Source organism: Roseateles sp. GW821-FHT03B02, assembly GCF_059421025.1.
This window is the reverse complement of record NZ_JBWKUV010000001.1, coordinates 562,875-575,571: the sequence shown is the minus strand read 5'-3', so window position 1 is coordinate 575,571 and position 12,697 is coordinate 562,875. Positions and strand designations below refer to the sequence as shown.

Genomic DNA, 12,697 nt, shown 5'->3' with positions numbered 1-12,697 from the left:
AGGGGGTGGCCGATTCTATTGGGCCGCCTTCCTCAGGCCGATCAGGGTCAACAACGCGCTGCCCCAGAGCGGCCAGAGGCCGAAGGCGGCCAGCCAGCGGGCATAGGGCGTGGCGCCCGTCCGGCCCTCGACCTCGGCCTCCAGCACGTCGCGCACCAGCGCCGGCAGGCGCGACGTGACGCGGCCGTGATGGTCCACGGCCGCGGTGGCGCCGGTGTTGGTCGAGCGCACGACGGGGCGCTGGAATTCGAGTGCCCGCATCTGCGAGAACTGCAGGTGCTGGTCCTGGACCATGACGGTGCCGAACCAGGCCAGGTTGCTGACGTTGACGAAGACGGTCGCGGACTCGGGGCCCGATTCCGAAACGGTGCTGCCGACGATGTCCTCGCCGAACAGATCCTCGTAGCAGATCAGCGGCCGCAGGCGCTGGCCGGCTACAGGCCAGGCGCGCTGGTGGTCGCCGCGGGCCTGGTCGTCCAGCGGGATGTTCATCGCGTGCACGAACCACGCGAAACCGGGCGGGATGAATTCGCCGAAGGGCAGTAGATGGCGCTTGCCGTAGTGATAGTCGCTGCCCAGTGCGACGACGGAATTGACGAAGCCCTCGTCGGCATTGCCGAGGAAGCTGCCGAGCAGGGCCGGCCGGTCGGGACGCGAAAGTCGTACGAGCGTGGCCCGGTCCAGTTCCGCAAGTGGCAGCGGCACGACGGATTCGGGCGTGATGACGACCCGGCCGCGCGCCGATTCGATGAGCCGGGCCAGCGCGTCGAGGTTGGCGGCGAAACGTGCGGGGTCGAACTTCTGATCCTGCGGGATGCTGGGCTGCACCAGCGACACGGCCAGGCGGCCGGTGGAGGCGGTGAACTCCTGCGGCAGCAGCAGGCCTGCCAACGGCAGCAGCAGCGCGGGCGCAGCCCAGGCCGTGGCGCCGCGCCTAAGCAGCACGAGGCCGGCCGCCGCCAGCGCCGCCAGCGCCGAGATGCCATACACGCCGACCCAGGGTGCCCAGCCGGCCAGCGGGCCCACGGTGTGGGCGTAGCCCGAGGCGATCCACGGGAAGCCGCTGAGCCAGGTCGCCCGCGCCAGCTCGGCCAGCAGCCAGGCCGGCACGAGGGCCAGCAGCCGCCAGCGCCCGGGCGCGATCCAGCGCGCCGTCAGGCCCAGGGCCAGCGCGTAGTAGCCGCTCAGGAAGGCCGCCAGCAGCGCCACCGCCAGGGCGGCCAGCAGCCAGGGGATGCCGCCGAACTGGTGCATGCTGATGTGCAGCCACCACAGGCCCGAGGCCAGCCAGCCGAAGCCGAACAGCGCTCCGGCCAGCGCCGCGAGTCTGGGTGTGGCCTGCTCGACGACAGCGAACAGCAGCGCCAGCGCGAAGAGCTGCAGATACCAGGCCCCCGTCGGGGCAAACGCGCAGGTGTGCAGCAGGCCCGCCACCAGCGCGACCGCCGTGGCCCTCGCGCCCTTCACGCCTGGGTCTCTTCTTCGGGGGCGCGCGTGACCTTGAACCAGCGCACGGCGCCGCCGCGCGTCAGCATGACGGCGAAGTTCAGGCCCGCCACCTGCACGGTCTCGCCACGGCGCGGTACGCGGCCGTGCTCGTGGGCCACCAGGCCGCCGATGGTGTCGAAGTCGTTGTCCGGCAGGGCCAGGCTGAAGGCACCGTTGACGGCGGCGATGCTGGCGTCGCCAGCAACGCGCAGACTGCCGTCGGCCAGCGTGTACAGGCCGCTCTCGCCGTCCTTCTCGTCGAACTCGTCCTCGATCTCGCCGACGATCTCCTCCAGCACGTCCTCGATGGTGATGAGGCCGGCGGTGTTGCCGAATTCGTCGATGACGATGGCCAGGTGGTTGCGGTTGGAGCGGAAGTCGCGCAGCAACTCGTTCAGGCCCTTGCTCTCGGGCACGAAGACCGTGGGCCGCAGCAGCGCGCGCAGGTTGAGCTCGGGAGCGCGCTGCATCTTCAGCAGGTCCTTGGCGAGCAGGATGCCGATGATGTTGTCGCGCTGGCCCTCGTAGACGGGGAAGCGCGAATGGCCGGTGTCGATGACGACGGCGAGCAACTCGTCGTAGGGTGCATCGATGTCCAGCAGGTCCATGCGCGGCGCGGCCACCATGGCGTCGCCGGCCGACAGCTCGGCCATCCGCAGCACGCCTTCCAGCATCTGGCGCGACTCGGGCTCGATGAGCTCGCGCTGCTCGGCGTCGGCCAGGGTTTCGATCAGCTCGGTCTTGGAGTCGGGGCCGGGGTGCAGGAACTCCAGCATGCGCTCCAGCAGGCCGCGGGCCTCGGGCGGGTGTTTGGCGGCCCCGCGACTTGGGGGCCTGCCTGAATGCGGTTCGCTCAAGGGGCGCTGTCAGGGTATTGCGGAAGGGACAGAATAGCCGATTGGTTTGACAAGACCTTGTTCCGGGGCGCCTAGTCCCCATATCTGCCGCCTTCGACGAAAACCGGTCCCCACCATGTCCACTGCCCCAGGCCTCATCCCCGCCACCATCCTGACCGGCTTCCTCGGCGCCGGCAAAACCACGCTGCTCAAGCGTGTGCTGACCGAGGCCCACGGCCAGAAGATCGCCGTCATCGAGAACGAGTTCGGCGAGGAGAACATCGACACCGACATCCTCGTGTCGGACACCAACGAGCAGATCATCCAGATGAGCAACGGCTGCGTCTGCTGCACCATCCGCGAGGATCTGCGCACGACGCTCTCCGACCTAGCCGCCAAGCGCCGCAAGGGCGAGCTGGACTTCGAGCGCGTCGTCATCGAGACCACCGGCCTGGCCGACCCCGGCCCGGTGGCCCAGACCTTCTTCATGGACGACGAGATCGCCGAGAGCTACCTGCTGGACTCGGTGCTGACGCTGGTGGACGCCAAGCATGCCGACGAGCAGCTCGACAACCGGCAGGAAGCGCGCATGCAGGTGGGCTTTGCCGACCAGATCTTCATCAGCAAGGCCGACCTGGTCGAGCCGGCCGCGGTCGAGGCGCTGATCCACCGCATCAAGCACATGAACCCGCGGGCGCCCATCCAGACCGCCCACTTCGGCGAGGTGGCGCTCAGCAAGGTGTTCGACCTGCGCGGCTTCAACCTGAACGCCAAGCTGGAGATCGACCCCGATTTCCTCAAGGCGGACGATCACGACCACCACCATCATCACCATGATCACGACCATGAGCATGGCGAGCATTGCGACCACCCTCATCACCATGCCCACGACGACGATGTGAAGAGCTTCGTGTTCCGCTCGGACAAGCCCTTCAACCCGGCCAAGCTGGAGGACTTCCTCGGCGCGATCGTGCAGGTCTACGGCCCCAAGATGCTCAGGTACAAGGGCGTGCTGCACATGAAGGGCACGGACAAGAAGGTCATCTTCCAGGGCGTGCACCAGATGATGGGTTCCGATCTCGGCCCGAAATGGATGCCGGGCGAGAAAAAGCAGAGCAAGATGGTGTTCATCGGTATCGACCTGCCCAAAGAGGTGCTGATGCAAGGCTTGGAAGGCTGTTTGGCGTGATGTTTTTCGGCGCCCGGAACACCGTTTTCGGGGAGGCGCAGACTCGTGATTCCTGGTGGCTACAATCCGCCGCGCTCAAAATTGGGCTGCCGGCTGAAAAGCAGTGGGATCAAGGTCTGACACCGCGCCGATGCAAGCCCTGAGCGAGGAGATGACTGTGAGCAAGACCCCGGCCCCCAAAACCGCCGCCGCACCCGCCAAGGGCGCGAAGAAGACTGACGCCGGCGCCGACGTCGCGATGCTGGACGCCCCCGCACCGGCGAACCGCTTTGCCGATCGCTTTGCTCCGCCGAAACCGCCCGCGCGCGGTGCAAACCAGGCCGACGAGACGCCGCGGGTGGCCGCCAAGGGCGACCCTAAGCTCGCCAACGCCTGGAAGACCAAACCGGGTGCCGAGCTGAGTGACGCCGAAGTTCTGGCCATGCCGGACTCGGAGTACATGAACGCCAAGCAGATCGAGTTCTTCCGCGCCAAGCTGACCGAACTGAAGGACGGCGTGCTGTCCAACGCCGGCGAGACGACCGAGCATCTGCGCGAGGACACGACCATCGTGCCCGATCCGGCCGACCGCGCCACGATCGAGGAAGAGCACGCCCTGGAACTGCGCACCCGCGACCGCGAGCGCAAGCTGCTGAAGAAGATCGTGCAGTCCATCGCCCGCCTGGACAGCGGCGACTACGGCTACTGCGACGAGACCGGCGAGCCCATCGGCCTGGGCCGTCTGATCGCACGCCCGACCGCGACGCTGTCGCTGGAAGCGCAGCAGCGCCGCGAGTTGAAACAGAAGATGTTCGGGGACTGAATTCCCTTACCCTGGCGACATGTCCGACTCCAAGCCCGCAGACCCCAAGGAAGGCGACAGCTTCTTCCGCAAGGTTGCGCGCTTCGTGGCCAACCCCACGACGGACTGGTCGGAGATCAACTCGCGCCAGGACGACCCCGAGGGCGATCTCGCCAAGGCCGAGCTGCGTGCCATGGTGGAGCGCAAGCGCCGCAACGACTTCGTGCGAAAGCGCGAGCTCGACATGCTGCGCCGCATCCGCCGCGAGGGCCTGACGCCCGAGCAGCTCGCGGCCCTGGCCTCGTCTCCGTCGCGCCTGGGCGATGACGAGCGCATCAGCGAGCCCAATTCCAAGATCGATCTCGGCGTGAAGGCCAAGATCGACGAGATCGAGCAGCAGATGGTTGGCGAGAGCTTTGCGACGACGCAGGCTGTGCCCAAGCAGCAGCCGGGCTTCTTCGAGACTCCCACGCGGCCCGCCGCCTTTGCCTCCACGGTCACCGCGCCGCAGCCGGGTGACACGGCGAGCGGCCGCGTCAGCGAATTCGCCACCCCGCGCGAGGTGCAGCGCCTGCAGGCCCCCACGCCGCCTGCCGCTGTGACCATGGGCGCGGCCATTCCGCCGCTGTCCGATTCGCCGCCCAGCCGCCTGCCCGACCTGCCGCCGCTGGACATGCCGCTGTCCTTTTCGCTGGCGGAGTCCACGCCCGAAGTCGAGGTGCAGGAGGTCGTGCACGACCCCGAGCTCGACGAGGCCGTCATCGCCTTCGCCAATGCCGATTACGAGACCAGCGAGCGTGCGCTGACGGAGCTGGTGCACCCGGGCGGCAGCCGCAATCTGCATGGCGAAACCTGGCTGGTGCTGTTCGACCACTACCGCGCCACCGGCGCCCAGGGCAAGTTCGAGGCGCTGGCCGTGGAATACGCCCAGCAGTTCGGCCTGTCGGCGCCGCAGTGGTTCTCCATGCCCAAGCTGGTGGCCGAGTCGACGCGCCAGTCCAACCGGTCGCCGATGGCCAAGGCCAGCCAGGTCAGCTGGACGGCACCCTCCACGCTGACGGCCGAGGATGTGGCCGTGCTGCACAAGCGCAGCGAAACCCTGCCCATGCCCTGGGTCTTCGACTGGGGCTCGCTGGACGACGTCGAGATCGACGCCGCCATCCAGATGCGCCAGCTGCTGCGGCAATGGGCCATGCAGCAGGTCGACCAGCGCTGGATTGGCGGTGACCGCTTCCTCAACCAGCTCAAGGAACTCGCGCCGGTCGGCGAGCGCGACACCGACCCGGCGCTGTGGATGCTGCGCCTGGAGGCGTTGCGCCTGGCCAACCGCCCCGACCAGTTCGACGAGGCCGCGATCGACTACTGCGTGACCTACGAGGTGTCGCCGCCGTCCTGGGAGCGCGCCAAGTGCCGCGTGCGCATGGGTGGCGAGGGCGCCTCGACGAACAGCGCGGCGACCAGCACGATGCAGAGCGAGGCGCAGTCGACCTTCCTGGACACCGGCCTGCCCGATGCGGCCAGCGTCACCGCCCAGCTGGAACTGATGGGCCAGCTCAGCGGCGACATCTCCGACAACCTGCGCGGCCTGTCGTCCGAGGTTGGCGAGGCCAGCCTCATCAACATCTCCTGCACCAAGCTGATCCGCCTGGACTTCATGGCCGCTGGCGACCTGCTGAACTGGGTGCTGCAGCGCCGCAGCGAGAACCGATCGGTCGTCTTCACCGACGCCCACCGCCTCGTCGCGCTGTTCTTCGGCGCGATGGGCATCAACGAGCACGCGAAAGTGAAAGTGCGGATCAACTGATCTTGCACCGCGGCTCCCGGGCCTTATCTGGAGCCTCCATGTCTTCCGATTCTTCTTCTGCCGTCTACCACGGCACCACCATCGTCTCGGTGCGCCGTCAGACGCCCGCCGGCTGGCAGGTCGCCATCGGCGGCGACGGCCAGGTGACGCTGGGCAACACCATCGTCAAGGCCAGCGCGCGCAAGGTGCGCAAGCTCTACCGCGAGCAGGTGCTGGCCGGCTTTGCCGGCGCCACGGCCGATGCCTTCACGCTGTTCGAGCGCTTCGAGGCCAAGCTGGAGAAGCACCAGGGCCACCTGGTGCGCGCTGCCGTCGAGCTGACGCGTGACTGGCGCACCGACCGCGTGCTGCGCCGCCTCGAAGCCATGCTGGCCGTGGCCGACCGGACGGCCTCGCTCATCATTACCGGCAACGGCGACGTGCTGGAGCCCGAGCAGGGCATCGTCGCCATCGGGTCGGGCGGTGCCTACGCTCAAGCCGCCGCCAAGGCGCTGCTCAACCACACGGAGCTGAGTGCGGCCGACATCGTCAAGCGCTCGCTGGAAATCGCCGGCGATATCTGCATCTACACCAACCAGAGCCACACGCTGGAGGTGCTCGAATGAGTTCGATGACGCCCCAGGAGATCGTCTCCGAGCTGGACCGCCACATCGTCGGCCAGCAGGCCGCCAAGCGCGCCGTCGCCATCGCCATGCGCAACCGCTGGCGCCGCCAGCAAGTCGACGAGAAGCTGCGCGCCGAGATCACGCCCAAGAACATCCTGATGATCGGCCCCACGGGCGTCGGCAAGACCGAGATCGCCCGCCGCCTCGCGCGCCTGGCCGGTGCGCCCTTCATCAAGGTCGAGGCGACCAAGTTCACCGAGGTCGGCTACGTCGGCAAGGACGTGGACTCCATCGTCCGCGACTTGATCGAGGTCGCGGTGAAGCAGGAGCGCGAGGGCGCCATGCGGCGCTGCGAGACCCGCGCCGAGGATGCCGCCGAGGAGCGCATCCTGGACGTGCTGCTGCCGGGCTCCGAGGCCGACAACGCCACGCGCCAGGGCTTTCGCAAGCGCCTGCGCGAAGGCCAGCTCGACGATAAGGACATCGAGCTCGACCTCGCCGCGCCCAAGCCCAGCCTGGAGGTGCTGACGCCCTTCGGCAACCAGCCGGGCATGGAGGACATGGCCGAGCAGCTCAAGGGCATGTTCAGCCAGTTCGGCCCGTACGGTGCAGGGCAGAAGAAGACGCGCAAGCTCAAGATCGCCGAGGCACGCAAGCTGCTGGTCGACGAGGAGGCGGCCAAGCTCGTCAACGAGGAGGAGATCCGCGCGACCGCCCTGGTCAACGCGCAGGAGATGGGGATCGTCTTCATCGACGAGATCGACAAGGTCGCGTCGCGCCAGGAGGGCGGTGGTGCCGAGGTCTCGCGCCAGGGTGTGCAGCGCGATCTGCTGCCGCTGGTGGAGGGCACGACGGTTTCCACCAAGTACGGCATGGTGAGGACCGACCACATCCTGTTCATCGCCAGCGGCGCCTTCCACCTCGCCAAGCCGAGCGACCTCATCCCCGAGCTGCAGGGCCGCCTGCCCATCCGCGTCGAGCTGGACTCGCTGTCGGTGGCCGACTTCGAGGCCATCCTGACGAGCACGCATGCCAGCCTCGTCAAGCAGTACCAGGCGCTGCTCGCGACCGAAGGCGTCACGCTGGACCTGCAGCCCGAGGCCATCCGCCGCCTGGCGCAGATCGCCTTCGAGGTGAACGAGCGCACCGAGAACATCGGTGCCCGGCGCCTAGCCACGGTGATGGAGAGGCTGCTGGACGAGATCAGCTTCGATGCGCCGCACAAGGCGGGCCAGACCGTGTCGCTGGACGCGGCCGCGGTGGATGCCAAGCTGGGGGCGCTGGCGGCCAACGAGGATCTGTCGCGCTTCATCCTCTGAGCGGCCCCGCCATTTCTGGCGCCGGCTTGCGCTGACGCAAGCCGCCGGGGCCTGCGGGCGTTTAGGCTGGGGTATGACCGTCCAGCCGCCTTCGCGCACCTGGGGCTTGGCGCATCCGCCGGGCACCAGCGCGGCCGCCGTGCGCGAGCGTGCGCGCTGGCGCTGGCCCGTGCTCGCGTCGCTGCTGGCGACCATTCCCGCCTTCTACATCGAACTGCTGGAGCAGCTTCCCACGCCGCTGGCCACGGCCATCTACCTGACGGCGGCGTCCGTCCTCGCGCTGGCGCTCTGGCAGGTGGCCCGCCGGCTCGACCACCCGCGCCAGCACCTGCGGCGCAATGTGCTAGACCTGGCGCTGATCGCCGGCTTCCTGCTGGCGGCGCTGTTGCCCGCCAGCGTGGACTCGCCCGCCAGTCTGGCCCTGCGCTTGGCGGTGGCGCTGCTGAGCCTGCTGCGCATGGTCTGGACGCTGCGACCCTGGATCACCCGTGGCGGCCTGGGCTACCTGCTGCTGCTGGCGTTCGCCGTGCTGTGCTTCTGCGGCGTCGGTTTCTGGGCGCTGGAGCCGCGCGTGCGCACGCTGGGTGACGGGCTGTGGCTGGCCTTCACGACCGCCGCCACCGTGGGCTATGGCGACATCGTGCCCAGCACCCCCGCGGCCAAGATCTTCGCCGTCTTCGTCGTGCTGCTGGGATACGCCGTGCTGTCCCTCGTCACGGCGGCCATCGCGGCCATGTGGGTGGAGACGACCGAGCGGCGCATCGAGCACGACATCCTGCGGCAGCTGCACGTCGAGGTGAGTGCGCTGCGGGCGGAGGTGGCGGCGCTGCGCGAAGGCATCCGCCCGCCGCCGGGCTGAGCACTCGTCAGTGCGGCAGCGTCCGGGCGCTTCCGGCCCAGCGCAGCAATTGCATCAGCGAGGGCGCCTGGGTCTTGCCCAGCAGATTGCGGACGTGGCTGCGCACGGTGCTGACGCACAGGCCGAGGTGGCGGGACGCTGCGTCCACGGGTTCACCGTCGGCGAGCAGCAGCAGCACATGGCGCTCGGCTGGACTGAGGCGGTACTGCCGCGTGATCGCGTCGATGCGGGCGGCCTGCGTCAAGGCCGGCTGGTCCAGGTGGATGGTCAGCAGCAGGCTGCCGTCCGGCCAGCCCGAAGCACGCGTGATGGTCGGCGCCAGCGGCGCGACATGCAGCCAGCCGGTGGTCAGGCCGGGTGTGAACCACAGGCCCGTGCGCGATGCCGAACCGGCCGCGGCCAGCGCCAGCGTCTCGCCCAGGCGCTGAGCGTCCAACTGGCCCATGCTCATCAGGTGCTCCAAGCGCGACTGCCATAGCCCGTCAGCCAGCAGGGCCTCGGCGCTCGCGTTGGCAAACAGCACGCGCCGGTCGGGCAGCACCACCAGAAGCGGCTGGGGCAGGGCTCCCAACACCTGGCTCGGCCAGGTTTCCTGGAACGCGCGTTCCTGCGACGAAATGAAGTTGGCTTGCAGCATGTGGATCTCCCTGAGCCTCTGCGGCGCGATGACGCCGTCTGATGTCCTCAAGTTTGGTGACCACGCCTGGCCCTCGCCATTGCCGAGAAGTACTTGGGCGGGCGGGTCTTGCGCATGGGCCAAATGGCCAGGCCAAAAGGACGCCCTTCGCCTGGCGCCGAAAGTGGCGCGCGTCGATACCATCAGGTGCAGCGGGGAGACTGCCATGAAAATTCTGTTGATAGACGACCACCCCTTGTTCCGCGAGGGCGTCGCGCTGCTGTTGAAGCCGCTCGTGGAGGAACTGGAGACCTGGGAGGCGGGCAGTTGCGAGGAGGCCTTTGCGCTGCTGGCCGAACGCGGCAGCGCCGATCTGGTGATGATCGACCTGGGCCTGCCAGGGCTGTCGGGCCTGGAGGGCCTGGGCCGGCTGCGGCGCGACCACCCCGAGGTTCCCGTTGTCGTGATGTCCTCGGCCGACGACAAGGACACGGTGCTGGCCGTGCTGGACGCCGGCGCGATGGGCTTCATCCCCAAGAGTTCGACCTCGCAGGTCATGCTCGGCGCGCTGCGCCTCATCCTCGCCAAGGGGGTCTACTTGCCGCCCTCGGTCTTCCTCGGCGGCAGGACCATGCCGCCCGCCATGCCCCTGCCGGCCGTGGTCCCGGTGCCGGTGCAGGGCCGGCGGGCCACCGAACTCGGGCTGACGCCGCGCCAGGCCGACGTGCTGCACCTGCTGCTGCAGGGCAAGCCCGCCAAGCTGATCGGACGCCAGCTCAACCTGTCACTCAGCACCGTGAAGGCCCACACCTCATCAGTGCTGCGCGCGCTGAACGTGACGACCCGCACCCAGGCCGTGCTGGCGGCCAGCCGCCTGGGCCTGCGCTTCGAGGAGCCCGTACAGGCTCAGGGGGTCTCGGCTGATGCCAGCGACTCCTGCATGGCGTCCAGCAGCCGCTGAAGCCCGATGGGCTTGTGCAGCAGCCGCGCTCCGCAGGCCTGGGCGCGCGGCTGCAGGCTGGCATCGGTGTTGGCCGTGACGACGATGGCGGGGATGTCGTCGTCGTAGTGTTGGCGCAGCCGCTGGATGACCTCGAAGCCATCGCGGCCGGCACCGAGCTGGTAGTCGGTGACGATGAGATCGGGCACGCGCAGGTGCTGTTGCAACTGAGCCAGCGCTTCGTCGCATGAGGCAGCGGCAACGACATGGCAGCGCAGCGCCAGCAGCGCATCCACCAGGGCCTGGGCGTTCATTGCTTCATCGTCGACGACGACGATGAAACAACCCTCCAGCGCTTGCTGGCTTGCCACGAGCCGCGGCGCGGTCTTGGTTGACCTTGCAGCGAGCCTGGCCAGCGGCATCGCGACGCGGAACACCGAACCCTTGCCGACGCGGCTGTCCACGCTGAGCTGGTAGCCCAGGATGTGGGCGCTGCGCTGCACGATGGACAGACCCAGCCCGAGGCCCTTGTCCTGGCCCGTGCCGGGGGCGCCGATGCGGAAGAACTCCTCAAAGATGGCCTCGCGGTAGCGCGCCTCGATGCCCGGGCCACTGTCCCAGACCTGCATTTCCACCGCGTCGCCACGGCGTCGGCACGCCACCAGCACGCCACCCTGCTGGGTGTATCGGATGGCGTTGGCGACGAGATTGCCGGCGATGCGCTCCAACAGCGCCGCGTCGCCCTTGACGGCGAAGTCGCAGGCGCGCACATGCAGCTTCAGCCCCTTCTCGGCCGCCTGCGGTCCCCAGATCTGTTCGAGCTGGTGCAACAGCCAGGCCAGGTCCACGTCCTCGACGTGGGCCTGCACCGTGCCGGCGTCGAGCTTGGAGATGTCCAGCAGATTGCCGAACAGGTTCTCCATCGTGGCGACGGAGGATTGGATCTTCTCGGCCAGGGCCAAGTGCTCGGGACTGCTGAGCCTGCTCTGCAGCACGCCCAGCAGCAGGCTGATCGAGTGCATGGGCTGGCGCAGATCGTGGCTGGCGGCGGCGAGGAAGCGGGTCTTGGCGGCGTTGGCGCGCTCGGCCTCGTCTTTGAGTCGCGAGAGTTCGTCGGCGCGAGCGGCGAGCACGTCGCGTGCTTCTGAGAGCTGGGCGGTGCGTTCGGTGACCTTGGCTTCAAGGCTGGCGTAGAGGTCGCGCAGGCGCGACGCCATGAGATTGAAGTCCTGCGCGAGATCGTCGATCTCGTCGTGGCGGCGTATCTCCAGCGTGGCATCGAGGTCGCCCCCCGCAATCCGAGCCGTGGCCTGCCGCAGGGCGACGATGGGAGCCGCCATGCGGCGTGCAAACAAGATGCCTAGGATGAGGGCCGCAAGACCACCGATCAGCATCAGCACGGTTGTGCGTCCCAATGCGATCCAGACCGGCCTGAAGGCAGCATCGCGCTGCTGTTCCATGAAGACCACCCAACCTAGCTCGGGGACTGCCGCCGCCGTCACGATGACGGCCTCACCCCCCAGGCTTCGCGTGGCCAAGCCGCGCACGAGAATGGAAGCGGCCCGGCTGGCGCGGGCCTGGCGCAGCGCAAGGTTGTCCGCCATGACCGGGCGGCGCAGGACCCATGTGGGCTGCGCGTGCGCGATGAGGTGATCCTCGCCATCAACCACGTACGCCAGCCCGCCCTCGCCCGCGCGCAGCCGCGACACCACCTCGTTCAGGAGGCGCAGGTCAATGGTGGCGATGATGCTTCCGACGCCATCGAACGCCGCCAGTCGAACGGTTGGAAGGTGTCCGTCACGGAAGAAGGTTTGGCCGCGCCGCAGCCCTTCCTTGGCTGTTACGCGGGCGAGGTCGGGCTCGTCGACAGGCGTCCCGGCGGAGATGCGATCCACGCTGTGCTTCGAAGTGAACAACTGTTCCCGACCCTGGTTGTCTGCCACCTCCAGTTCGATGATCGCCGGTACCAATTGCATCAGTCGATGGAACTCTTCGCGGCGCTGTTGCAGGCCGAAACCAGGCCGGCCCCAGGGCATCTTGGCCACATCGCGCAGTCCAACCTGGATGACATTGAAGTAGGCGGAAATCTCGCGCGCAGCGCCCTCGGCTTGTGCTTCCTGGACGGCTTCAACACGCTCGAGGGAGGATCGATAGACCAGGTAGGCCTCGATGCCACCCGAGACGAGCAGCAGTGCGAGCGTCAAGCCGCACATTTGTACGGCATATCGTCGGGTCAGCGACCGGTACTTGGGGGCGCGCG

At 68.3% G+C, this 12,697-nt stretch carries 11 protein-coding genes; 7 read left to right on the top strand and 4 right to left on the bottom strand.

What is annotated here, in order from left to right:
• Positions 1 to 15: 15 nt before the first annotated feature.
• The gene (gene lnt / locus AC07VX_RS02495) at positions 16 to 1,467 is read right to left on the bottom strand and encodes an apolipoprotein N-acyltransferase (RefSeq protein ID WP_493163305.1); all 1,452 of its coding nucleotides are present in this window, start codon (positions 1,465 to 1,467) and stop codon (positions 16 to 18) included.
• Positions 1,464 to 2,345, bottom strand: a complete 882-nt coding sequence (locus AC07VX_RS02490) for a CorC family transporter (protein WP_493163306.1) — start codon at positions 2,343 to 2,345, stop codon at positions 1,464 to 1,466. The genes lnt and AC07VX_RS02490 overlap by 4 nt, the downstream gene beginning before the upstream one ends.
• Before the next feature lie 115 nt (positions 2,346 to 2,460).
• Here AC07VX_RS02490 and AC07VX_RS02485 point away from each other — a divergent pair, with 115 nt between their 5' ends.
• From AC07VX_RS02485 to AC07VX_RS02460, 6 genes are all read left to right on the top strand, one after another.
• Positions 2,461 to 3,513 carry a CobW family GTP-binding protein gene (locus tag AC07VX_RS02485; RefSeq protein ID WP_493163307.1) on the top strand — a complete coding sequence of 351 codons (1,053 nt, stop codon included), beginning with the start codon at positions 2,461 to 2,463 and terminating at the stop codon, positions 3,511 to 3,513.
• Between the two features lie 151 nt (positions 3,514 to 3,664).
• Positions 3,665 to 4,315, top strand: coding sequence for an RNA polymerase-binding protein DksA (gene dksA, locus AC07VX_RS02480; protein WP_493163835.1), 651 nt, complete (start codon positions 3,665 to 3,667; stop codon positions 4,313 to 4,315).
• 19 nt (positions 4,316 to 4,334) lie between these two features.
• The gene (locus AC07VX_RS02475; RefSeq protein WP_493163308.1) at positions 4,335 to 6,098 is read left to right on the top strand and encodes an STAS domain-containing protein; all 1,764 of its coding nucleotides are present in this window, start codon (positions 4,335 to 4,337) and stop codon (positions 6,096 to 6,098) included.
• 38 nt (positions 6,099 to 6,136) lie between these two features.
• Entirely contained in the window at positions 6,137 to 6,703 is a 567-nt protein-coding gene (hslV, locus tag AC07VX_RS02470) for an ATP-dependent protease subunit HslV (protein WP_493163309.1), read from the top strand.
• On the top strand, positions 6,700 to 8,022 hold the full coding sequence (gene hslU / locus AC07VX_RS02465) for an ATP-dependent protease ATPase subunit HslU (RefSeq protein ID WP_493163310.1): 1,323 nt from the start codon (positions 6,700 to 6,702) through the stop codon (positions 8,020 to 8,022). Before hslV ends, hslU begins: the two co-directional genes overlap by 4 nt.
• Before the next feature lie 73 nt (positions 8,023 to 8,095).
• Positions 8,096 to 8,881: a potassium channel family protein gene (locus AC07VX_RS02460; protein WP_493163311.1), complete on the top strand. Its 786-nt coding sequence runs from the start codon at positions 8,096 to 8,098 to the stop codon at positions 8,879 to 8,881.
• A 7-nt stretch (positions 8,882 to 8,888) separates the two neighbouring features.
• Here AC07VX_RS02460 and AC07VX_RS02455 read toward each other — a convergent pair whose 3' ends face one another.
• Positions 8,889 to 9,518 (bottom strand): helix-turn-helix transcriptional regulator, encoded by a 630-nt coding sequence (locus AC07VX_RS02455; RefSeq protein ID WP_493163312.1) that lies wholly within the window; start codon positions 9,516 to 9,518, stop codon positions 8,889 to 8,891.
• A gap of 205 nt (positions 9,519 to 9,723) precedes the next feature.
• Here AC07VX_RS02455 and AC07VX_RS02450 point away from each other — a divergent pair, with 205 nt between their 5' ends.
• A complete protein-coding gene (locus tag AC07VX_RS02450; RefSeq protein WP_493163313.1) occupies positions 9,724 to 10,458 on the top strand; it encodes a response regulator in 735 nt (244 codons plus the stop codon).
• On the opposite strand, the gene AC07VX_RS02445 is transcribed toward AC07VX_RS02450, so the two are convergent.
• Positions 10,404 to 12,641, bottom strand: a complete 2,238-nt coding sequence (locus AC07VX_RS02445) for a hybrid sensor histidine kinase/response regulator (protein ID WP_493163314.1) — start codon at positions 12,639 to 12,641, stop codon at positions 10,404 to 10,406. The genes AC07VX_RS02450 and AC07VX_RS02445 overlap by 55 nt on opposite strands.
• Between the last annotated feature and the right edge of the window lie 56 nt (positions 12,642 to 12,697).

Excerpts from the sequence above, each read along its gene's own strand:
- AC07VX_RS02455 (WP_493163312.1), bottom strand. The coding sequence starts at position 9,518 with ATGCTGCAAGCCAACTTCATTTCGTCGCAGGAACGCGCGTTCCAGGAA.
- hslV (WP_493163309.1), top strand. The coding sequence starts at position 6,137 with ATGTCTTCCGATTCTTCTTCTGCCGTCTACCACGGCACCACCATCGTC.
- AC07VX_RS02450 (WP_493163313.1), top strand. The coding sequence starts at position 9,724 with ATGAAAATTCTGTTGATAGACGACCACCCCTTGTTCCGCGAGGGCGTC.
- AC07VX_RS02485 (WP_493163307.1), top strand. The coding sequence starts at position 2,461 with ATGTCCACTGCCCCAGGCCTCATCCCCGCCACCATCCTGACCGGCTTC.
- AC07VX_RS02460 (WP_493163311.1), top strand. The coding sequence starts at position 8,096 with ATGACCGTCCAGCCGCCTTCGCGCACCTGGGGCTTGGCGCATCCGCCG.
- hslU (WP_493163310.1), top strand. The coding sequence starts at position 6,700 with ATGAGTTCGATGACGCCCCAGGAGATCGTCTCCGAGCTGGACCGCCAC.
- dksA (WP_493163835.1), top strand. The coding sequence starts at position 3,665 with ATGACTGTGAGCAAGACCCCGGCCCCCAAAACCGCCGCCGCACCCGCC.
- AC07VX_RS02475 (WP_493163308.1), top strand. The coding sequence starts at position 4,335 with ATGTCCGACTCCAAGCCCGCAGACCCCAAGGAAGGCGACAGCTTCTTC.